At 61.8% G+C, this 22,296-nt stretch carries 20 protein-coding genes; 10 read left to right on the top strand and 10 right to left on the bottom strand.

The annotated features are described in order from the left end of the window. The first annotated feature begins 75 nt into the window (after positions 1-75). The 3 genes from AC1Q6I_RS01940 to AC1Q6I_RS01930 are packed head-to-tail and all read left to right on the top strand — an operon-like array spanning position 76 to position 4,650. On the top strand, positions 76-2,388 hold the full coding sequence (locus AC1Q6I_RS01940; protein ID WP_371858336.1) for a TonB-dependent receptor: 2,313 nt from the start codon (positions 76-78) through the stop codon (positions 2,386-2,388). A gap of 1 nt (position 2,389) precedes the next feature. Then, positions 2,390-3,721 carry an LLM class flavin-dependent oxidoreductase gene (locus AC1Q6I_RS01935; RefSeq protein ID WP_102625087.1) on the top strand — a complete coding sequence of 444 codons (1,332 nt, stop codon included), beginning with the start codon at positions 2,390-2,392 and terminating at the stop codon, positions 3,719-3,721. Beyond that, on the top strand, positions 3,718-4,650 hold the full coding sequence (locus AC1Q6I_RS01930; protein WP_102625088.1) for a sulfonate ABC transporter substrate-binding protein: 933 nt from the start codon (positions 3,718-3,720) through the stop codon (positions 4,648-4,650). Before AC1Q6I_RS01935 ends, AC1Q6I_RS01930 begins: the two co-directional genes overlap by 4 nt. A 52-nt stretch (positions 4,651-4,702) precedes the next feature. Here AC1Q6I_RS01930 and AC1Q6I_RS01925 read toward each other — a convergent pair whose 3' ends face one another. The 4 genes from AC1Q6I_RS01925 to AC1Q6I_RS01910 all read right to left on the bottom strand — a co-directional run bounded on the left by AC1Q6I_RS01925 (position 4,703) and on the right by AC1Q6I_RS01910 (position 9,709). Continuing rightward, positions 4,703-7,108 carry a TonB-dependent receptor gene (locus AC1Q6I_RS01925; protein ID WP_024076418.1) on the bottom strand — a complete coding sequence of 802 codons (2,406 nt, stop codon included), beginning with the start codon at positions 7,106-7,108 and terminating at the stop codon, positions 4,703-4,705. A gap of 127 nt (positions 7,109-7,235) precedes the next feature. Continuing rightward, positions 7,236-7,688 carry a hypothetical protein gene (locus tag AC1Q6I_RS01920; RefSeq protein WP_069076700.1) on the bottom strand — a complete coding sequence of 151 codons (453 nt, stop codon included), beginning with the start codon at positions 7,686-7,688 and terminating at the stop codon, positions 7,236-7,238. A gap of 57 nt (positions 7,689-7,745) precedes the next feature. Beyond that, positions 7,746-9,029, bottom strand: a complete 1,284-nt coding sequence (locus AC1Q6I_RS01915; RefSeq protein WP_069076699.1) for an ATP-binding protein — start codon at positions 9,027-9,029, stop codon at positions 7,746-7,748. Continuing rightward, entirely contained in the window at positions 9,026-9,709 is a 684-nt protein-coding gene (locus tag AC1Q6I_RS01910; protein WP_041160976.1) for a response regulator transcription factor, read from the bottom strand. The genes AC1Q6I_RS01915 and AC1Q6I_RS01910 overlap by 4 nt, the downstream gene beginning before the upstream one ends. Before the next feature lie 188 nt (positions 9,710-9,897). Between AC1Q6I_RS01910 and bamA the strand changes: the two genes are divergently transcribed. Beyond that, complete coding sequence (gene bamA, locus AC1Q6I_RS01905) at positions 9,898-12,264, top strand: outer membrane protein assembly factor BamA (RefSeq protein ID WP_102625089.1); 2,367 nt, start codon at positions 9,898-9,900, stop codon at positions 12,262-12,264. A gap of 93 nt (positions 12,265-12,357) precedes the next feature. On the opposite strand, the gene AC1Q6I_RS01900 is transcribed toward bamA, so the two are convergent. From AC1Q6I_RS01900 to AC1Q6I_RS01875, 6 genes are all read right to left on the bottom strand, one after another. Further along, positions 12,358-12,645 (bottom strand): cyd operon YbgE family protein, encoded by a 288-nt coding sequence (locus AC1Q6I_RS01900; protein ID WP_024076423.1) that lies wholly within the window; start codon positions 12,643-12,645, stop codon positions 12,358-12,360. Further along, positions 12,642-12,764: a cytochrome bd-I oxidase subunit CydX gene (cydX, locus tag AC1Q6I_RS01895; RefSeq protein WP_024076424.1), complete on the bottom strand. Its 123-nt coding sequence runs from the start codon at positions 12,762-12,764 to the stop codon at positions 12,642-12,644. Before cydX ends, AC1Q6I_RS01900 begins: the two co-directional genes overlap by 4 nt. A gap of 22 nt (positions 12,765-12,786) precedes the next feature. Further along, a complete protein-coding gene (gene cydB, locus AC1Q6I_RS01890; RefSeq protein ID WP_102625090.1) occupies positions 12,787-13,923 on the bottom strand; it encodes a cytochrome d ubiquinol oxidase subunit II in 1,137 nt (378 codons plus the stop codon). Beyond that, entirely contained in the window at positions 13,916-15,487 is a 1,572-nt protein-coding gene (locus AC1Q6I_RS01885; RefSeq protein WP_024076426.1) for a cytochrome ubiquinol oxidase subunit I, read from the bottom strand. Before AC1Q6I_RS01885 ends, cydB begins: the two co-directional genes overlap by 8 nt. Next, positions 15,484-15,660, bottom strand: coding sequence for a cytochrome oxidase putative small subunit CydP (gene cydP / locus AC1Q6I_RS01880; protein ID WP_024076427.1), 177 nt, complete (start codon positions 15,658-15,660; stop codon positions 15,484-15,486). Before cydP ends, AC1Q6I_RS01885 begins: the two co-directional genes overlap by 4 nt. A gap of 159 nt (positions 15,661-15,819) precedes the next feature. Next, entirely contained in the window at positions 15,820-17,145 is a 1,326-nt protein-coding gene (locus AC1Q6I_RS01875; RefSeq protein WP_102624007.1) for a sigma-54 interaction domain-containing protein, read from the bottom strand. A 243-nt stretch (positions 17,146-17,388) separates the two neighbouring features. On the opposite strand from AC1Q6I_RS01875, the gene AC1Q6I_RS01870 reads away from it, so the two are divergent. The 6 genes from AC1Q6I_RS01870 to AC1Q6I_RS01845 all read left to right on the top strand — a co-directional run bounded on the left by AC1Q6I_RS01870 (position 17,389) and on the right by AC1Q6I_RS01845 (position 22,264). Then, positions 17,389-18,267, top strand: coding sequence for an MBL fold metallo-hydrolase (locus AC1Q6I_RS01870; RefSeq protein WP_102624006.1), 879 nt, complete (start codon positions 17,389-17,391; stop codon positions 18,265-18,267). Positions 18,268-18,319: 52 nt separating this feature from the next. Beyond that, on the top strand, positions 18,320-19,990 hold the full coding sequence (locus AC1Q6I_RS01865) for a bifunctional protein tyrosine phosphatase family protein/NAD(P)/FAD-dependent oxidoreductase (protein WP_102624005.1): 1,671 nt from the start codon (positions 18,320-18,322) through the stop codon (positions 19,988-19,990). A gap of 28 nt (positions 19,991-20,018) precedes the next feature. After that, positions 20,019-20,822 (top strand): sulfite exporter TauE/SafE family protein, encoded by an 804-nt coding sequence (locus AC1Q6I_RS01860; RefSeq protein WP_024076431.1) that lies wholly within the window; start codon positions 20,019-20,021, stop codon positions 20,820-20,822. Positions 20,823-20,892: 70 nt separating this feature from the next. Continuing rightward, entirely contained in the window at positions 20,893-21,327 is a 435-nt protein-coding gene (locus AC1Q6I_RS01855; RefSeq protein ID WP_024076432.1) for a YeeE/YedE family protein, read from the top strand. Between the two features lie 2 nt (positions 21,328-21,329). Further along, on the top strand, positions 21,330-21,749 hold the full coding sequence (locus AC1Q6I_RS01850) for a DUF6691 family protein (protein ID WP_102624004.1): 420 nt from the start codon (positions 21,330-21,332) through the stop codon (positions 21,747-21,749). A gap of 281 nt (positions 21,750-22,030) precedes the next feature. After that, complete coding sequence (locus tag AC1Q6I_RS01845; protein ID WP_024076434.1) at positions 22,031-22,264, top strand: hypothetical protein; 234 nt, start codon at positions 22,031-22,033, stop codon at positions 22,262-22,264. Positions 22,265-22,296 lie beyond the last annotated feature (32 nt).

The following is a 22,296-nucleotide window of genomic DNA, read 5'->3' as shown; positions in this document are numbered from 1 at the left end:
TCATCCTGCTAAAAACAAAAAAGAATATAGGAATAATTTTTAAGTCTTTGACGCTCTAAACCCGAGCTACCAATAATGCCGATGTTAGCGCTAACAAAGCGCGCTGTCTGCTACTCGCTCAAGCGAATGCCCACGACAGTTTTCACAGGCGCTGACGGTCGTAAGAACCGTAGCGGTTCAGGGCATTTTTCGAGCGAACACACCATGCACAGGCACACGCACTTATTCCTTCTCGCCGGTCTGACCGCCCTCCCCGTACCCGGCGCCTTTGCCGCTGACGAACAGGAGCCCACGCTCAAATCGGTGACGGTCACCGCCACCCGGCGTGAAGAGTCACTGCAAAAAGTCCCGGTGGCGGTCTCGGTGCTGGACGGCGAACAACTGGAGCGCGACAACCGCAACGGCGTGGCAAGCATCGCCCAGCAAGTGCCGTCGCTGAACTTCCGCACCGGCGCCTCGAACAAGGACACCTCGCTGTTCGTGCGCGGCGTGGGCACCATTTCCACCTCCCCTGGCGTGGAGCCGACGGTGGCCACAGTGATCGACGGTGTGGTCTATGCGCGCCCCGGCCAGGCCACCCTCGACCTGCTGGACCTCGAACGCATCGAGGTGCTGCGCGGCCCGCAAGGCACCTTGTTCGGCAAGAACGCCTCGGCCGGCGTGCTCAACATTACCAGCAAGGCGCCCACCGCCGAGACCCACGGCTATATCGACCAGTCGTACTACAGCGGCAATGAAAGCCGCACCCGTTTCGGCATCGGCGGCAGCCTGGTGCCGGATGTGCTCAAGGGCTCAATCAGCACGCTGTTCGGCAGCTACGACGGTAACGTCGATAACCAGCACAACGGCCAGGAGGTCAACGGCTACAACCACAAGGGCATTCGCGGCAAGCTGGAATTCACCCCCAACGAGGACGTGAAACTGACCCTGATCGCCGACTACATGCAGTCCCACGACGACGCGCCGAATGGCGTGGTCAGCAAGTCCCTGAGCCCGGCCTTCACCAATGCCCTGAGCCCGGTGCGCGCCTCCGGCGACAACCGCGACATCAACACCGATACGCGCAGCCACGTCGAAGACACCAACAAAGGTTTGTCCGCTCAGTTGGACTGGAACCTCGGCGACTACACCCTGACCTCGATCACCGCCTGGCGCGGCTGGGACAACACCCAGTACCAGGATGGCGACCGCCTCGGCACGGTGACCGCCGCCTTCCCCGGCACTGCCGACAAGGGCGAGCTGGCCTTCGACCAATACTCCCAGGAGCTGCGCCTGGCCTCGCCCAAGGGTGAGTTCCTGGAATACGTCGGCGGCCTGTTCTACATGCACGGCAAGGACGAGGAAACCTATCAACGTACGTTGACCACCACCACGCGCACCGACCGTGGCATCGCCGACTACAGCACCACCAGCGACAGCTACGCGGTGTTCGGCGAGACCACGCTGAATTTCACCTCGCGCTTTCGTGGTATCGCCGGTCTGCGCTACACCCACGATGACCTGAAATACGATCACCGCCGCGTCTCCACCTCGGCCACCACGGTCAGCGGGATTCAACCGGCTACCTCCAGTTCCGGCTCGGTGGACGAAGACGGCTGGTCCGGTCGCCTCGGGGTGCAGTACGACATCAGCGATAGCGTCACCAGCTACCTCACCTACTCGCGCGGCTACAAGGGCCCGGCCTACAACGTGTTCTTCAATATGCAACCGCGCGACACCGATGCGCTCAAGCCGGAAACCTCCAACACGTGGGAAGCCGGGATCAAGGCCACGGCCTGGAACAACCGCCTGACCACTAACGTCGCGGTATTCCACAGCGACTACGACAACTACCAGGCCAACTTTTTCGACACCGTCGCCGGCCAGGTCGTGACCCGCCTGATCAATGCCGGTAGCGTCAGCACCGAAGGCGTCGAGCTGGATTACGCCCTGCAAGCCACCCAGCAACTCAAGCTCTCCGGCGCCCTCGCTTACACCCGTGCGCGCATTGATGAGTTCGCCTGCCCCGCCGGTGCCGCGGCGACGTGCAACGTCAACGGCAAACCACTGCCCTTCAGCCCGGACTGGAAAAGTTACGTGCGCGCCGACTACACGATCCCTCTGGATAACGGCCTGGACATCGAACTGGGCACCGACTACAGCTGGCAAAGCGAAGTGCAGTACGACATCAGCCAGAACGTCGACACCAAGCAAGGCGCCTACGGCATCTGGAACGCCAGCGTGGCCCTGGCTGACTACAACAACGGCTGGCGCGTGGCATTGCTGGCCAAGAACCTCGCCGACAAGTCCTACTCACCGCTGCTGGCCAGCGGCGGCAACTACATCTACCGCGCTGTACCCCGTGACGATGAGCGTTACTTCGGCGTGCAACTGCGCAAGGATTTCTAGCATGAGCCGTCAACTGAAACTCGGCGCCTTTCTCATGGCCACCGGGCACCATGTCGCCGCCTGGCGCCACCCGGACGTACCGGCGAATGCGGGGTTGGACTTTGCCCAGTACAAACACCTGGCGCGGGTGGCCGAAGCGGCGAAGTTCGATGCGCTGTTCGTGGCCGACAGCGTCGCCGCCGCCACCGGCGAGATCGCCAGCCATATGGCACGCTCGGATCATTTCGAGCCGCTCACCCTGCTCTCGGCGCTGAGTGCGGTGACCGAGCATATCGGCCTGATCGCCACGGCGACCACCAGCTACAACGAGCCTTACCATGTGGCGCGCAAGTTCGCTTCGCTGGATCACCTGTCCGGCGGGCGCGCGGGCTGGAACCTGGTGACCTCGGACAACGCCGCCGAAGCGCAGAATTTTGGCCGCGACGAACACCTCGGCCATCGCGAACGCTACAGCCGCGCCAAGGAGTTTCATCAGGTGGTGACCGGGCTGTGGGACAGTTGGGAAGACGATGCATTTGTGCGCGACAAGGCCAGCGGCAACTATTACGCCCCGGCGAAGCTGCATGTGCTGGACCATGTGGGCGAACACTTCCGGGTCAAGGGCCCGCTGAATGTGGCGCGCTCGCCCCAGGGCCAACCGGTGATCGTGCAGGCTGGTTCGTCCGAAGCCGGCCGTGAGCTGGCGGCGCAGACCGCCGAGGTGGTGTTCACCGCACAGACCTCGTTGGCCAATGCCCAGGCGTTTTATGCCGACCTCAAGGGACGCTTGAGCCAGTACGGGCGCGAGCCGGATTCGCTGAAAATCATGCCCGGCGTGTTTGTGGTGGTCGGGGCGACCGAGGCCCAGGCCCAGGGCAAATTCGAGGCGTTCCAGGCGCTGGTTGAACCGGAGGTGGGTGTCGCGTTGCTGGGGCGCATGCTGGGCAATTTCGACCTGTCCGGCTATCCGCTGGACGGGCCGTTGCCGCAGCTGCCGTTGACCGACAGTGGGCAACGCAGTCGTCAGCAACTGCTGAGTGATTTGGCCAACCGTGAGCAACTGACTCTCGCGCAATTGGGTCGGCGAATTGCCGGTGGCCGTGGGCATTACAGCCTGATCGGCACGCCCGCGCAGATTGCCGATGAGCTGCAGAACTGGTTCGAAAACGGCGCGGCCGATGGTTTCAATATCCTGGTGCCGCACTTGCCGGGTGGGTTGGAAGACTTCGCGCAATCAGTGGTGCCCGAGCTGCAGCGACGCGGCCTGTTTCGCACTGAATACAGCGGTTCCACCTTGCGCGAAAACCTCGGCCTGGCGCGCCCGGCCCATCGTTTTACAGAGGCTGGAGCATGAAAATTCCCGCACTGATCCTGGCCCTGCTGGCCGTGACGCAAACCGCACTGGCCGCCGCCCCCGCCACCCTGCGGATCGGCTACCAAAAGGGCTCCATCGCGCTGGTCCTTGCCAAGCAACATGACCTGCTGGAAAAGCGTTTCCCGAAGACCGATGTGAAGTGGATCGAATTCCCCGCCGGCCCGCAGATGCTTGAAGCGCTGAACGTGGGGGCACTGGATGTGGGTTCCACCGGCGACATCCCGCCGCTGTTCGCCCAGGCCGCCGGGGCCGACCTGGTCTACATCGGCGCCGAACCGCCCAAGCCGAGCGCCGAGACGATCCTGGTGCGCAACGATAGCCCGCTGCATTCGGTCGCGGACCTCAAGGGCAAGAAAGTCGCATTCCAGAAAGGTTCCAGCTCCCACAACCTGATCCTGCGCGCGCTGAACAACGCCGGCCTGAGCTACAAGGACATCCAACCGGTATACCTGCCCCCGGCCGATGCGCGAGCGGCGTTCGAACAAGGCAGCGTCGACGCCTGGGCGATTTGGGAACCCTACTCGTCACTCGCCTTGAGCCAGAGCCCCAGCCAGGTGCTGGCCAATGGCGAAGGCTTGGGCCTGTCGGGACCGGTGTACACCGCCCGGCGCGAGTATGCGCGGGACAACGGTGCGTTTATCCATGATCTGCTCGACGAACTCACCGCCGCCGAAGCCCTTACCCGCAGCCAGCGCGAAGACAGCCTGAAAGTACTGACCGACTTCATGGGCCTGCCCGCCGACGTGGTTGCGCGCTACATGGATAACCGCCCGCCTTCGCCGATTTTGCCGATTGATGAGGGGATCATTCAGGCGCAGCAGGCGACGGCGGATCTGTTTTTCCAGAACCGGTTGTTGCCCAAAGCCATCGAGGTCAAGAGGGCCGTGTGGAAATCCGGAGCCCATTGAGATCCAAATGTGGGAGTGGTCGTACCGCCTCTCCCACATTTTTAATCAGCGTCTAGAAATCGACGGTGGCAGACAGCAGGTAGGTGCGTGGGGTCGACAGGGTCAGCCCCGGCTCGCTGTCATCCGACGCACCCGCCGAGCTCCAATAGCGCTTATCGGCGACGTTCTCGACATTGGCCCGCAGGGTGATGTGCTTGTCATCCACCTTGAAGGCATAGCGTGCGCCGACGTCGATGCGGTTCCAGGCGTCGATTTCCTTGACGTTGGACGGGTCCAGGTACTGCGAACTGGAGTAGATGCCGCGGCTGGTCAGGGTCAAGCCTTCGAGGGTCGGTACGTCCCACTCGGCGCCGAGGTTGACGTTGTACTTGGGCGTGGCCGGCGCGCGGTTGCCGTCGTAGGTACCGTTAGTGGTGTGCGTCAGTTCGCTGTCGATGTACATCACCCCACCGAGCAGGCGGACGCCCTTGAGCGGTTCACCGAACACGCTGACTTCCGCCCCTTGGTTCTGGCGTTTGCCGTTGGGGCCGAATAACCGCGAGGTGGCGTTGGTTTCATAGGCCGGTTGCTTGATGCGGAACACGGCGGCGGTCACGGCGAAGGCTCCGGCGTCGTATTTGGCGCCGACTTCGACCTGGCGGCTGATAAACGGCGGGAAGATCTCGTCTTCATTCCTCGACGTGGACGGCGCGATCTTGCCCTGGCTCAAGCCCTCCATGTAGTTGGCGTACAGCGACAGTTTGTCGGTGGCTTTGAACAGCAAGCCGCCGGATGGCGAGATCTTTTCTTCGTCGTAGCCGGTGAGGCCTTTGACCCCATTGTTCCAGTCATCCACCTTGACCCGCTGCCAGCGCGCGCCAAGGGTCAACAGCAGGCGATCATCGAAGAAGCCGAGGGTGTCGGACAAGGCCACGCCACTGAACTTGTTCTCGGTGTAGACCTTCGCATCCTGGCGCGTGGCCACGGACGGCGTCGCAGTTTGCACGGGGTTGTAGAGATTGCTCGACGCGTTCGCATAACGCGCGCCGCCGTTGGTGAAGTCCATATAGAAGTAGCTGGCGGCCAGGTTGACCTCATGGCTCACTGGCCCGGTGTGAAACCAGTTGCGCACACCCGCGTTGTAGGTGCGCACATTTTCATCACGGGTGAAATCACGGGGCTGCACCGTGAAATCGCCGGCCGCATTGGTCACTGACACTGCATGGCGCAGGAAGTCGTGGTTGCTTTTACGCGCGCCCACACCGCCGTAGAGCATCACCGAATCGCTGAGGTCATATTCGGCATTCACGGTACCGAAGGTGTCGTTGGTGCTGGCCTTGCTCCAGGATTGCGCGTAGTTGTGGCGCACATCGTTGGCGCTCGGCACTGGCGCGGCGGCGGCCACTTGCACACGTTCCTGTGGCGCATCGGTATCGCGTTCGGTGTGGCCGATATCGGTGGAAAGGCGCAGGCGTTCGCCACGGAAATCCAGGCCCAGCACCGCCATTTCGCGGTCGACGCTCTGGTGGTCCCAGGTGGTATCGCCAGATTGCTTCACGCCATTGAAACGCAGGCCGAACTTGTTGTCCTCGCCAAAGCGCCGCCCCACATCCACCGCCCCGCCCGCCTGGCTGTCGGAGGCCCAGGTACCGGTAAACGAAGTGATGTCCTTGTCGGTGGCGCGCTTGGGCACCACGTTGATGCCGCCGCCCACGCTGCCGCGCGGCGAGATGCCGTTGATCAACTGGGTGGGGCCTTTGAAGATGTCGACGCGGTCGGCCATTTCCATGTCGATGGTGTAAGTGGGCAGCACGCCGTACAGGCCGTTGTAGGCCACATCACTGTTGAACAGGCTGAAGCCGCGAATGGTGAACTGTTCATACCGCCCGCCGGCCGGGTTAGTGGCGCGTACCGAGGGGTCGCTGGCAATCAGGTCGCCGAGGGTGCGCGCCTGCTGGTTCTTGACCGTGTCCTGGGTGTAGGTGGTCATGCTGAACGGCGTTTCCATGAAGTCCCGCGTGCCCAGCAAGCCTTGCGAGCCACGGCGCGCCACCTGGCCGCCAGCGTAGGTATCGCCGTCATACAGGCCCGTGGTGCCCAGGATGGACGTCGGCGCCAGCTCCAGGCTGCTGCCATCCGGTACCGGCACCAGCATGTAGGCCTGCTCGCCCATCGATTGCAGTTGCAGGCCCGAGCCTTGCAGCAAACGCGCAAAGCCCTCCTCCACGCCGTACTCACCGGACAACCCAGCGCTGCTGCGCCCGCTGACCAGCGCCGGGTCCACCGACAGGTTGACGCCTGACAACCCGGCAAAACGGGTCAGCGCGGCACTCAGGCTCCCGGCGGGCACCTGGTAGCTGCGGCGGGCGGCGGTGTCTTCGGCATAGCTGAGCGGGACAAACAGCGGGCTGGCGCTGAGGCTCAGCACCAGGCTCAGCTTGAGCAACGGGCGCAAGCGCAAGGGGAGGACTGCGGGCATTGGAAGAAGCTCTCGATTTTGTTCACTTACCTGGAATGACCGGTGAGGTGAAAAAAAGGGACAGGCTTCGACGAAAATCATTCACAAAAAAAGTTCGAGTACTCCTTACGCAGCCTTGATGGCGTGTTTACCCACGCTGAGCGGAGGTGTCGGCCGAATAGATGACGGTTTGCGCACAGTTCGGCGCGACGGTCGGCCGGGTGAAGTAGGTGTCGCCTTCGTCGGTCAGGATCTCGTAGTCGACTTTGCGCGTGGCGCTCGCGTGCTTGATGATTTTCAGCACGCGCTGGAATTTCACGCTTTGCGTACCGTTCAGGTCAGGCCCGGTCAGCACATTGACGCTTTGAAACCAGCCGGCCTGTTGCTTGTTGCCCACCAGCACGCTGGTCATCGCCTCGAACCGCTCCAGCCGGGTGAAGCCCCACAGCGTCTGCTCTTCGACGCTTGCGCCTGGGGTGGCCGCGCCGGTAAACACGAAGAGATTGATCGCCGGGCTGTCTTCGCAAAAGAAATCATACGGGACCAGGCCGTCGACCATTTTCCTGCCGGGCACAAAGCCCTTTTTATGCACCTGAAACATTGCCATCTCCGCTCGATCACTGGCGACCAGTCTAATGAGCGGCGACGTACAGGGCGGTCAAGCCAATGTAATGTCGTGTAAAGATCGCGCGCTGTGCAGGTTGACCTCCACGGTCAGCCCTCCCCCCATCTCATTGCGCGCCTCGATAGTGCCGCCGTGCATCTGCACTGCCCGCGCGGCGATGGCCAGGCCCAGGCCAAAGCCGACAGTGGCATCGCCCACGCCGCGCTCGAACGGCTGGAAGATGCTGTGCAGCCGGTCATGCTGCACCCCCGGGCCTTGGTCGCTGATGCGCACGCTCAAGCGATTGGCCTCGGCATTGACGTGCGCCGAGACCCGCACGGTAGTACCCGGCCGGGTATAGCGCACAGCGTTGCGGATCACATTCTCAAAGCAGCGGTACAGCAACTCGCCGCTGACACAGGCGATAAACGGCGGGCAAGCCTGCAGATGAACGCGGCAGCCCTTGATACCGGCTTCGAACTGCGCATCTTCGACAATCATCGCCAGCAATTCGACGATATCCACCGGCTCGCGCTCGATGCTTTCGGGCCGGCCTTGCAGGCGAGCCAGGGTCAGCAACGCTTCGATCAGGGTGTCCATGCGTTCGGATTCGCGCTCGATGCGTTCGAGCATTTCCAGGCGCGCGGCGTCCTGGCGCAACAGGCCGATGGCCGCTTGCATGCGCGTCAGCGGCGAGCGCAGCTCATGGGAGATGTCGTGCAGCAGGTGCTGCTGGGCTTGCACCAATACCTTCAACTGGTTGGCCATGCGGTCGCAGTCTTCGGCCAGGTCGACGATTTCATCGCGGCGCTTGCCCATGGACGGTTTGACCCGGGTTTCGAAACGCCCCTGGGCCACATCGCTCATTGCCCGACGCAAGTGCGCCAAGGGCCAGGCCAGGTAGTACGCCATGTAACCGCTGAACAACGCACTCATCAGCGTACCGATGATCAGCGGGATCTGGGGCCACGGCCTGCCTGCGTCATTACCCGGCGCATGGGTCGACCGCAGAGACAGCGCCAGGCCCTCCCGGCTGGTGACCGCTTGCTCATAGGCCGGCTGTGCAACGGGAGCGCCAACCAGCAACTGGCCGGTGCTGTCATAGACCCCAATGGCCTCATCCGGCGGCCGCTCCCATACCGTCAGAAGCTGGCCGGCGGCTTGGACACCAAACTGTTGCAGCAGCCTCTTTTCGCTGGCGAGGATCGCCTCCACATGCGGGTCGCCCGGGCGGAAGCGGCCCACCTCAAGCACACCGACGCCCACCAGGAACGTCAAGGTGGTCGCCAGCCAGAAAGCCAGGAACAGCTTCCAGAACAGCAGGCCGGGCTTGCTCATTCGGCAATCAACAGGTAGCCAAGCCCGCGCACGCTCTGGATCCAGGCCTTGGCATCCGGGCGCGGCCCCAGCTTTTGCCGGATGCTGCTGATGTGCACGTCAATGCGCCGATCGTAGCGGGTCAGCGGGCAGCCCAGGGCGTTGAGCGACAGGTCCTTTTTGCTTACCACCTGGCCGGCGCTGCGGGCCAGCTCTTCGAGCAGGCTGAACTCGGTGCTGGTCACACCCAGCTCGGCGCCGTTCCACAGGGCCTCACGCTTGCCTGGCCACAACACCAGCGAGCCGGTCTTGATCACCTCGGTGGTCGGCTGGCCCGCCGCCTGCACCCTGCGCATGATGGCGCGCAGGCGTGCCACCAGCTCGCCTGGGGAACTGGGCTTGGGCACATAATCGTCGGCGCCCAGCTCCAGGCCGGTGATGCGATCGATGTTGTCGCCACGGGCGGTCAGCAGCACCACGGGCACCTGGCTGACCGTGCGGATACGCCGCAGCACCTCGATGCCCGAGCGCTGGGGCAGCATGACATCCAGCACCACAATGCTGTAGCGGCCCGACAGCGCTTCGGCCTCGCCCTCCTCGCCCGTGTGCACGGCCGTGGCTTCGAAGCCTTCACACGCCAGGTACTGGCTCAGCATTCCAGTCAATTCCTGGTCGTCGTCGACTAACAGTACGGAGATCATTGCCGGCTCGTCTGTGGGGTGGGTGCGCATTATCAGCCTTGCAGCAGCGATTCGGGCCAACCTTTACCTAACTTGACATTCGGTTAACCGCACCAAACGCCCCGCGCTCGTATGCTCGCCCTTCACCGGTCGGCGAGTGATCCAAGCGCGCCGGCGCTGCTTGTCGATGTGTTCTGGAAAAGATCTTGATGAATTTTTCGCGCCTGCTCTGCTCGGTTGCGCTGCTGCTCAATGCCTCACTGGTACTCGCCCAAGGCTTCAAAATCTCGGATATTCGAATCAATGGCCTGCAACGGGTCTCGGCGGGCAGCGTGTTCGGCGCACTGCCGCTGAATGTCGGCGACGAAGCGGATGACCGGCGCCTGGTGGACTCCACGCGTGCGTTGTTCAAGACCGGGTTCTTCCAGGACATCCAGTTGAGCCGCGAAGGCGACGTGCTGATTATCAATGTAGTCGAGCGTCCTTCGGTTGCCAGTATCGAATTCGAAGGCAACAAGGCGATCTCCACCGACGACTTGATGAAGGGCATGAAGCAGAGCGGGCTTGCCGAAGGTGAGATATTCCAGCGTGCCACCCTGGAGGGTGTGCGCAATGAGTTGCAGCGTCAGTACGTTGCCCAGGGCCGCTATTCGGCGTCGGTCGACACCGAGGTCATCGCCCAGCCGCGCAACCGGGTCGGCGTGAAGATCAAGATCGATGAAGGTGAAGTGGCGTCGATCCAGCACATCAACGTGGTGGGCAATACGGTATTCCCCGACGACGCCTTGACCGACACCTTCACGCTCAAGACCAGCAACTGGCTGTCATTTTTCAAGAACGACGATAAATACGCGCGGGAGAAACTCTCCGGCGACCTCGAACGGCTGCGCTCCTATTACCTGGACCGTGGCTACATCAACATGGACATCAGCTCGACCCAGGTTTCCATGACCCCGGACAAAAAGCACGTCTACATCACCGTGAACATCCAGGAAGGCCAGAAATACACGGTGCGCGACGTCAAGTTGAGCGGCGAGCTGAAAGTCCCGCAAGACCAGCTCCAATCATTGCTGCTGGTGCAAAAGGGCCAGGTGTTCTCGCGCAAATTGATGACCACCACCTCGGAGTTGATTACCCGCCGCCTGGGCAACGAAGGCTATACGTTCGCCAACGTCAACGGTACGCCCCAGGTCCATGACGCCGACCATACGGTCGACATCCTCTTCAGCGTCGACCCCGGCAAGCGGGCTTACGTCAATCGCATCAACTTCCGGGGCAATACCAAGACCGACGACCAGGTGTTGCGCCGCGAAATGCGCCAGATGGAGGGTGGCTGGGCGTCGACCTACCTGATCGACCAATCCAAGGTCCGCCTGGAGCGCCTGGGGTTCTTCAAGGAGGTGAATGTCGAGACGCCGGCAGTCGCCGGCGTGGATGACCAGCTGGATGTGAACTACGCCGTGGAAGAACAAGCCTCCGGCTCGATTACCGCCAGCGTCGGCTTCGCCCAGAGTTCGGGGCTGATCCTCGGCGGCTCGATTACCCAGAACAACTTTCTCGGCACGGGTAATTACGCCAGCCTGGGGCTGACCCGTTCGTCCTACCAGAGCAAGTACAACATCGGTTTCACCGACCCTTACTTCACGGCCGACGGGGTGAGCCTGGGTTACAACGCGTTCTACAACAAGACCGACTACAACAAATACTACGATGATGGGGTGTCTTATTACGCCATCAACAGTTTTGGCCTGGGCGCCACCCTCGGTTACCCGATCAATGAGACCTCACGCCTGAGTTTCGGCCTGACCGCCCAACACGACAGCATCGAGCCAGGCACTTACAGCGCCGACGAGATCTACGATTTCATCGAGCGCGAAGGCAAGCAGTTCACCAACTTCAAGGCCAACCTGGGCTGGTCGGAGTCGACCTTGAACAAGGGCGTATTGGCCACGCGCGGGCACTCGCAAAACCTCAACCTGACCGTGACGGTGCCCGGCAGTGACCTGAGCTTCTACAAAGTCGACTACACGGGGCAAACCTTCCTGCCCGTCAGCAACACCACGGCCCTGCGCTTGCATACCAAGCTCGGTTACGGCAACGGTTATGGCGCCACGGACGGGCTGCCCTTCTATGAAAGCTATACCGCGGGCGGCGAAGGCACGGTGCGCGGTTTTAAAAGTGGCACCCTCGGCCCGCGCAGCACCCCGGCGACCGGCACCTATGCCAGCGCCGGTCAGGCGTACTATTCAGACCGCGATACCGATGCGTTGGGCGGCAATATCCTGATTACCGGGGGCGCGGAGTACTTGTTCCCGGTGCCGTTCATCAAGGACAACAAATCCGTGCGCACCTCGCTGTTCTGGGACATGGGCTCGGTGTATTCGGACAAATGCTACCTGAGCACCACCCAAGGCTGCGGCAGTGTGGACCTGAGCCAGATGGCCAGCTCAGTGGGGGTGGGCGTGACGTGGTACAGCCCGCTGGGGCCCTTGAGTGTCAACCTGGCGTATCCGATCCGCACGCCGGAGAACGCGGATAAGCAGATCTTCCAGTTTTCCATGGGCCAGACGTTCTGACGCTTCCAGCATTCCGGCGCCGCACTGTGCGCAAGGCTTGACGATCCCGCTACGGCAAAGAGATGCCACCGTAGCGTCGGGATCGTCGCTCCTTCAGCGCAGGAACTTCAGCGCGCCCGCCAGGGCCAGAGCGGCCAGGCAGGTCCAGCCCGAGAACAACCCGCGCCACACACGCCTGCGTGGCACAAACCCCACGCCCCTGACAAAGGCCACGCTCATCGCGGTGAACAACGCCGTTGCCAGCCCATGATCAGCGCGGCCATCTGGCGCGGTCATCATCGGCGGATAGAGCGTACACGCCAGCATCATCGCGATGGCAAGCAGCAAGCTCAGCAGGTGTAGCTGTGAGGGCGCCGGTGCGTCGGCGGCACGCGGCGTCATGGCCGCGTCTCGTCGCGATCGTTCAGGGCGCGGCCGGCTTCGTTCTCGCCCCACATCGCATTTAATATGGCCAGCAGCAGTGCAAAGCCGACTCCCAGCATCCAGGCGAAATACCACATAGTCGTTGCTCCTCCGATGACGCTAGTAGGCTGAATGTTCGTTGGCTTTGATCTGCGCCACGGTGACCTTGCCGCGCATGACGCGATAGGCCCATGAGGTGTAGATCACGATCAGCGGCATGAAAATCAGCGTGGCCCAGAACATAATCGCCAGGCTCAGATGACTGGCAACGCTGTCCCACACGGTCAGGCTGGCCGCCGGTACCGATGACGACGGCATGACGAAGGGAAACATCGAGACACCGGCCGTGCTGATCACGCCGATCACCGCGAGCGACGACGCGACGAACGCGGCCAGGGTCCGCCGCATCATCAGCAACAACGCGGCAGCGGCTGCGCCGCCCAAGCCCAGCACGGGCAGCAGCCACAGCCAAGGGTAATGGCCGTAATTGGCCATCCAGGCACCGGCTTCGCGCACCACCGTCTTGTTGAGAATGTCCGGCAGCCCGGCGGTATCCACCACCGAGGTAATGCGATAGCCGTCGATCCATTGCAACCAGATGCCAGCGATCACAAATGTGCAGAGCAGCACCAACGCCGCGCCCACCCCGCCTTTGATCGCCCGGGCCTGGATCGCCCCTTCAGTGCGGTGCGCCAGGTACGTACCGCCTTGCAGCGTGATCATTGCACTGCTCACCACCCCGGTCAGCAGCGCGAAGGGGTTCAGCAGTTGCCAGAAACTCCCGGTGTACGTCGATACGAGCAGGTCGCTGAAATGGAACGGCACACCTTGCAACAGGTTGCCGAAGGCGATGCCGAACACCAGCGGCGGCACGGCCCCGCCGACAAACAGCCCCCAGTCCCAGGTGCTGCGCCATCTGGCGTTGTGGATCTTGCTGCGATAGTCGAACCCCACGGGGCGGAAAAACAACGCCCACAGGACCAGGATCATCGCCCAGTAAAACCCGCTGAACGCAGTGGCATACACCACCGGCCAGGCCGCGAACAACGCGCCGCCCGCCGTGATGAACCACACCTGGTTGCCGTCCCAGTGCGGCCCCACCGTGTTGATTGCGACGCGGCGTTCCAGGTCTGTGCGGCCTACAAAGGGCAGCAGGGTGCCGACCCCCATGTCGTGGCCGTCCATGATGGCGAAGCCGATCAGCAGTACGCCGACCAGTGCCCACCAGATAATTTTCAGGGTGACGTAATCAAGCATGGTGGAGTTCCTTCAGATTGGCATCGTGGGCATAACGGCCGGTTCCGAGGCTGCCGGGCCCTTGGCGGGCGAACTTGACCATCAGGAACATTTCAACCACCAGCAGCACGGTGTAGAAAGCGACGAATCCTGCCAGCGAGCCATAGAGGTTGTTGATGCTGAGCGTGGAGACGCTCATGTGGGTGGGCAGCACGCCGTAGATGGTCCAGGGTTGACGACCGTATTCAGCGACGAACCAGCCCAGCTCGCAGGCGAGCCAGGGCGCGGGGAGCATGCAGAGCGCCCAACGCAGCAGCCAGCGACGACGTGTGCAGGCCGACTTCAAGGTGCTCCAGAAGGCTAGCCCGAACAGCAGGAGCATGGCGAAACCCAGCGCGACCATGGCCCGGAACGCCCAGAACATCGGGGTTACGCGCGGTACGGTATCGTTCACCGCCTTGTCGATAATGGCCGGGGTGGCCTGGTTGACATCCGCGACGTACTTTTTAAGCAGCAGGCCAAAGCCGAGGTCGGCCTTGTACGCTTCGAAGGTCTCGAACGCCGCCTTATCGGTGCGATCGGCGCGCAGGGCTTCCAGCGCATTGACCGCGGTAATGCCACGCAGGATGCGCGCGCGGTTTTTCTCTTTGATGTCATGAATGCCGGGAATCTGTTTGCTCACCGAGCGCGTGCCGATCAAGCCCATCACCCACGGCACGTCGACTTCCCAGTTGTTCCGGGATTCGGCTTCATTGATGCTGGCCAGCAAGGTCAGCCCCGCCGGCGCCGGCTTGGTTTCCCACATGGCCTCCATGGCCGCGAGCTTGGTTTGCTGCGCCTCGCCCACCGTGTAACCCGACTCATCCCCCAGCACGATGACGCTCAGCACGGAGGCCAGGCCGAAGGCAGCCGCCACCCGAAAACTGCGCTTGGCGAACTCGATGTCACGCCCCTTGAGCAAGTACCAACTGGAGATCGACAACACAAACATTGAGCCGGTGACATAACCGGCAGATACCGTGTGGACAAACTTGGCCTGGGCCACCGGGTTGAACACCACCGCCCAGAAATCCACCATCTCCATGCGCATGGTGATGTAGCTGAACTCCGAGCCCACCGGGTTCTGCATCCAGCCATTGGCGATCAATATCCACAACGCCGACAGGTTGGTACCGATGGCCATCAGCAGCGTGACCAGCAAGTGATGCTCTTTCTTCAGGCGATCCCAGCCAAAAAAGAACAGCCCGATCATGGTCGATTCGAGGAAAAACGCCATCAACCCCTCAATGGCCAGCGGGGCGCCGAAGATGTCGCCCACGTAGTGGGAGTAGTAGGCCCAGTTGGTGCCGAACTGAAATTCCAAGGTGATGCCGGTGGTCACCCCCAAGGCGAAGTTGATGCCGAATAACTTGCCCCAAAAGCGCGTCATATCTTTCCAGATGACATTCCCGGTCATCACATAGACGCTCTCCATGATGACCAGCAGCCACACCATGCCCACCGTCAGCGGCACGAAAAGAAAGTGGTATAGCGCAGTCGCCGCGAACTGCAGCCGTGACAAATCCACCAGTTGTTCTGAGATCACTTGCTTGCCCCTTGAGTCGAGGTGGGTACACCGAATCGGTTGCCGACCGTGTTCGGGTCGACAGTGACGTGCGAATCCCGGACGAACAGCCACCACAGCACGCTCAGCAGCACGAGCTTGATCAGCACCGCGGTGAGCAGATGGCGTAGCAGGCGTTTGTCGGAAATGGTCATGCCAGGCAATTAGCACAGGGCATGCCAAGGCCTGGGTCTGTATTTATATGCTTATAAAACAGAAAGTTACGATGTGATCGGGTTGAATTCAGCGGGAATTGGCAGGCCAGCGCGCTGCCAATCTGCCAGGTTGGCAGCGCGCTGGCAGTCGGAGACTGCCTAGGCCAGGCCCTGTTCTTTCAGGCGTCGGTACAAGGTCCTGTCACTGATGCCCAGGTGCCTGGCCAACTCGCTGCGAGTGCCTTTGAATGTCGCCAGGGCCTGCGCCAGCGTGTTGCTGTCGGACGGTGTCGAAGCCACAGCCTGAGGCGGCAGCGCCACGCATGCCTGGGGTAAATGGACGGCACGGATGACGCCGTCGTCAGCGAACAGGCTGGCTCTTTCCAGCGCATTGCGTAACTCACGGATATTGCCAGGCCAGGGGTACTGCTGGAGCCTTGCCAAGGCTTCAGGGTCTAGGGTCAGGCGGCGCTTGCCGGCACCGCCACGCTGCAGAAAGGAATTGGCCAGCAAGCCGATGTCTTCGACCCGGTTACGCAAGGGTGGCAAGTGAATCGGGAAGGCGCTGATGCGATAGTACAGGTCCTGCCTGAACTCGCCTTTTTCCATCATCTTTTCCAGCGGTTTGTGGGTGGCGGCAATCAATCTGAAATTGGCGTGACAGGTCTCGACACTGCCAACCCGGCGATAAGTCGAGGATTCGATCAGGCGCAACAGTTTCACCTGCATGGCCAGCGGCACATCGCCAATTTCATCCAGGAATAATGTGCCGCCCTGGGCGGTTTCGACCAAGCCGGGCTTGCGCGTGATGGCGCCGGTAAAGGCGCCTTTTTCATGGCCGAACAGCTCGCTCTCGAACAGCGTTTCGGTCAAGCCCGAGCAATCCACCACCACAAACGGCCCGGCGGCCCGCTCGCTGGTTTCATGGACGGCGCGTGCGAACAGCTCTTTACCGGTGCCCGATTCCCCCAGCAGCAGCACCGGCAGCATGGAGGGCGCCACCCGTTGCAACTCCGACAGGGCGAGGTTGAAAGCCGGTGAACAGCCGACCAACCCTTCGTCGCTGGGGCGCGCCGAGGCGCTGCGTACCAGTGTCAGGCGCTCCACATAGGCGGTAATCACCCCGTGCTCGTCGAGGATCGGGCGCAATTCCACGTCGACATGCTCAGGCCCCCGAGGCGTGTGGTGGATGTGCAAGACACGATCCGGCCCACGCATTTCCTGGGCTTTTTTCATCGGGCAATTCTCACCCGCCTGATCACACGGGACGTCGTAATGGTGGGAGATCTGATAGCACTTATGCCCGATGAAGGGCTTGTCGGCGCTGCCGAACTGACGCTGATAAGCCGTGTTGGCCGCCAGGATGTTGTAGTCCGGATCAAGCACGATCATGGGGTTGGGTTCGTGCTCCAAAAACGAAACAAGCGACTGCACTTGATCCGGAGGGGGCACGGCGTTGGTGGGGGTCGGCTGGAAAGTCTTCATCATGGCTCCTGGAATCCATTCTTCTATCCTGGTGTGGCACTGCCACCTCTGTCAACAGGCACTGCCAATGGCAGAAAACCCCATCCGACAGACGCCCGAACACGCCCATACACAAATATAAAGCCCAATAAAATCAATTAGATATCAGACGATTTAGTGGGCGCCATCGCCTGGCAAACTTATTGCACTGTCAGTCCTTAGTCTAAGTGGCTCGGTAAAAAAGCCCCCTCAAGGAGACCGTTCATGCGCGCCAAACTTCACGTCGAAGGCTTCTTCGATCCTGCTACCCATACCGTCAGCTATCTGGTGCTGGATGAAGCCACCCACCACTGCGCGATCATCGACAGCGTTTTGGATTACGAGCCCAAATCAGGCCACACCGCCACCACCTCTGCCGACCGCCTGATAGCCCGGGTGAACGCGCTGAATGCGCAGGTCGAGTGGATTCTGGAGACCCACGTCCACGCCGACCACCTGACCGCCGCGCCCTACCTGAAGGAAAAGCTCGGTGGAAAAATAGGCATCGGCAGCCAGATTTCGACGGTGCAAAAGGTGTTCGGCACGCTGTTCAATGCCGGCAGCGATATGCCCCGCGACGGCAGCCAGTTCGATCACCTGTTCGCCAACGAGGAAACGTTCCGTATCGGCACGCTGCACTGCTCTACGCTGCATACCCCCGGCCATACGCCGGCCTGCATGACCTACCTGATCAGCAATGGCAGTGAAACGGCGGCGTTTGTCGGCGATACCCTGTTCATGCCCGACTACGGCACCGCCCGCTGTGACTTCCCCGGCGGTAACGCGCGCACGCTGTTCCAGTCCATCAACAAAGTCCTGAGCCTGCCCGCGCAGACGTTGCTGTACATGTGCCACGACTACCAGCCGGGCGGGCGTGAGGTGCAATTCGTCAGCACCGTTGCCGAACAGCGCGAACTCAACGTGCATGTGCGTAATGGCATCAGCGAGGAGGCGTTCGTAGCGATGCGCACCAAGCGCGATGCAGCGCTGGACATGCCGACCCTGATTCTGCCCTCAGTCCAGGTCAACATCCGCGCCGGGCATTTGCCTGCGCCTGAAGCCAACGGTACCCGCTACCTGAAAATCCCCCTCAACGTCGTCTGACATTTCCTACCCAAAAAAACACATAAGAAAAATCCCCATCACGGAGACACGTATGGATATCCGCAGCCTTGCACCTGCTCTATCAGTATCAGAACAGATTTTCCCCAGCCAACTGGCCGAACTGAAAGCCGCCGGCTTTCGAGCCATCGTGTGCAACCGCCCCGATGGTGAGGGCGCTGACCAACCGTTGTTTGCCGAAATCAAACGCGCCGCCGACGCGGTCGGCATCGAGGCGCACTATCTACCCGCCGAATCGGGCAAAGTCACCGACGAGCAAGGGATTGCCTTCGGCCAACTGTTGGAAACGCTGCCCAAGCCGGTGTTGGCCTATTGCCGCTCCGGTATGCGCTCGACCACGATGTGGGCGCTGTCACAAGCAGGTCAGCACGACCTGCCGCACATTGTCGAAAGCGCCAAAAAAGCCGGCTTCGACATGAAAGGCGTGATTCGGCGGATTGCGAACCAGGGTCGCACGCCGGTCGAAGTGGCTGAGGCGCAGCACACCGTGGTCATCATCGGCGCTGGCGCGGCGGGTATCGCCACCGCCTCCAGCCTGCTGGCACGCGCGCCGGGGCTCGACATCGCGATCGTCGACCCGGCCGATGTGCATTACTACCAACCTGGCTGGACGCTGGTCGGCGGCGGTGTGTTCGATGCGCGTCAAACGGCCCACACCATGGGCGCCACCCTGCCCCGCGGCGTGCATTGGATCAAGGCCGCGGTGGCGGCCTTCGAACCCGAGAGAAACGCGGTCATTCTGGATGGCTGCCGGGTGGTCAAATACGAGCAACTGATCGTCTGCCCCGGCCTGAAGCTCGATTGGCATGCCATCGAGGGCTTATCAGAGACCCTGGGGCGCAACGGCGTGACCTCCAATTACCTGTATCACCTGGCGCCTTATACCTGGGAACAGGTGCAACACTTGCGCGGTGGCCGGGCGATTTTCACGCAGCCGCCCATGCCGATCAAATGTGCCGGGGCACCGCAAAAAGCCATGTACTTGTCGGCCGATCATTGGAAACGCAGCGGTGTGCTGGATGCCGTCGACATCGAGTTCCACAGCGCCGGCGCGGTGCTGTTCGGGGTGGCCGACTATGTGCCGGCGTTGATGGAATATGTCACGGCGTATGGGATCGACCTGAATTTCGGCAATACCCTCACCCACGTCGATGGCCCGGCACGCACCGCCACGTTCAGCAGCGTACACGCCGATGGCAGCGCTCGCCGGGTGACGCGCGAGTTTGATTTGCTGCATGTGGTGCCGCCGCAGATCGCGCCGGATTTCATTCGGGTCAGCCCCCTGGCAGACGCGGCGGGTTGGGTAGATGTCGAGCCCGCCACGCTGCGCCATAAAACCTGGGCCAACATTCACGCCCTGGGCGACGTAGCCAACACCAGTAACGCCAAGACAGCCGCCGCCGCGCGCAAGCAGGCACCGGTGGTGGCCCATAACGTGTTGGCGGCACTCGGTAAGGCAACCGGCGTCGCCCAGTACGACGGTTACGGCTCCTGCCCGCTGACAGTGGAGCGCGGCAAGATTGTATTGGCGGAGTTCACCTACGGCGGCAAGGTCGCCCCCAGCTTCCCGTCATGGCTGATCGACGGCACTCGACCTTCCAGGCTGGCCTGGCTGCTCAAAGAGCGGATTCTTCCGCCGCTGTACTGGAAAGGCATGCTCAAGGGGCGGGAGTGGCTGGCGAAACCCGAGTTGACCGACCAATGAATGCCGCGCAGAAGGCAAGGACACTCAGATGATCATCGTCTTACTGCTGGGGCTCACGGTGGGCGTGATTCTGGCCCTGACCGGTGCCGGCGGCGGCATACTCGCGGTGCCGTTACTGGTATTCGGGGCGGGCTTGAGCATGGCCGAGGCCGGGCCTATTGGCCTGCTGGCGGTAGGGCTGGCCGCGACCCTGGGCGCGGTGATGGGCCTCAAGAACGGCACCGTCCGCTACAAGGCCGCGTTGTTGATCGCGGCCGCGGGGATCGTCTGCTCGCCCCTGGGCCTTTGGTTGGCACAACGCACACCGAATCGTCCGTTAACGGTCCTGTTTGCCTGCGTGCTGATGTACGTGGCGTTCCGGGTATTCAAGCGCTCGTTGCCGCCCTCCCCGGCCTCGAAGACCGCCGTCGCGCCCAAGCCGCCTTGCGTATTGAACCCCCAGCGCGGAAAGCTGAACTGGACGGCGCCGTGCGCCTGGGCGCTCACCGTGTCTGGCATAGTCGCGGGCGGGCTGTCGGGCCTGCTCGGCGTGGGGGGCGGCTTTGTGATGGTACCGGCGCTGCAGCGATACACGAATTTGACCACGCAGTCGGTGCTGGCAACGTCCCTGGCGGTGATAGCGCTGGTGTCCATTTCCGGCGTTGCGGCCAGTTCGGCGGCCGGGCATTTGCAGTGGGCAATTGCGCTGCCGTTCTCTCTGGGCGCATTGTCTGGCATGGCCGGCGGACGCCTGATCGCGGCTCGGTTGGCGGGGCCCCACCTGCAACGAGGGTTTGCCGCCGTGTCGATGCTGGTGGCGGTGGCCCTGCTGGTCAAGGCGATTAATACATGAACCTGAACGAGCGACTTTCAGGCGCGCCTGAACCGCGCCAGTCCCCCAAGATGTGCACAGGAGAAACCCCATGACTGTCGACTGGCTCAACTTCACCCCCTGGTCGTCCCTGGCAGGCGGCGCATTGATTGGCCTGGCGGCCAGCCTGTTCGCCGTCGGCAACGGCCGCATCGCCGGCATCAGCGGCCTGATCGGCAGCCTGCTGCAGCGCGGTGGCGAAGGCGTAAGTGAAAAAGCGCTGTTTCTGCTGGGCCTGCTGGTCGCGCCGCTGCTATGGGGCTTGTTTGCCGCGCTGCCGGCGATTGAGTTCCAGAGCGGCGGGCTCGGGCTGATCGTCGCCGGTGTGCTGGTGGGGGTTGGTACGCGGTATGGCTCAGGTTGCACCAGTGGCCATGGGGTGTGTGGCTTATCACGCCTGTCGCCGCGCTCAATGGTCGCCACGGTTTGTTTCATGGCCAGCGGATTCCTGACGGTGTTTGTGCTGCGTCATCTACTGGGGGTTTGAACATGCTCAAAGTCACGGCATTCATCGCCGGCCTGCTGTTCGGTCTGGGCCTGCTGCTGGCCGGCATGGCCAACCCGAGCAAAGTGCTCGCGTTCCTGGATTTGGCTGGGGCCTGGGACCCGTCCCTGGCGCTGGTCATGGGCGGCGCCATTGCCGTCGCGATTGGCCCGCTGACCTGGGCACGCCGACACGCCCGTTCGCTCCTGGGCGCGCCCATGCAGTTCCCTGCCAAGCGTGAGTTGGACCGGCGCCTGATCGGCGGCAGCCTGTTATTTGGCATCGGTTGGGGGATCGCCGGAATTTGTCCTGGGCCGGCCGTGGCCATCCTGCTGACCGGGCATTGGCAAGCGTTGGTGTTCATGGTGGCCATGCTGGGTGGCATGTTGTTATTTACGGCCCTGGAAAACCGCCGCGGTCGTTGATTGCGTTTGCACTCTCAACAGCAATAGCGTTGCAGCCGATCATTCAAGAGCGATTATTTAAGGCTCAACTTATCGGCTGAATCGAATCATCGGTTTAATGCAACAAACAATGATTATCACCATAACGATATTATCCAGCGGATGAATACCCGCACCTAAAAAATTCAACTATGAGTGCCCGACTTGTTAGCCATTCGTCGAATATGGCCCTTTGCGAGCAGCGTTTTATAGTGGGCAGCACAAACCCCCACCCTGATTAAAATTGTTGCCTGGTACTTTTAATGCCCCTCAAACAATCCACACCCAATACCCTTCCCATTAATGAGGAGTTCTTGCAATTAATGCAGGCGACGCTGAACGCCCAAACCAGTTGGATGACAACCGTAAACCATTTAGAAGAGGCTTGCGATGAGGTCTGGCTCGCCCGCATGTGGGAGGTCGAGAACCTTGAAAATCACTACAGGGCTTGCCAGGACCAGCTGTTTTCCTACCTGAAAAAAGCCATCAACCATTAAATTCATGATGACGATCGTGGCCCTTTCGGGAA

Source organism: Pseudomonas sp. MPR-R2A5 (genome assembly GCF_058793055.1).
Note: the sequence above shows the minus strand (reverse complement) of the source record. Positions and strands in the feature narration are given on the sequence as shown.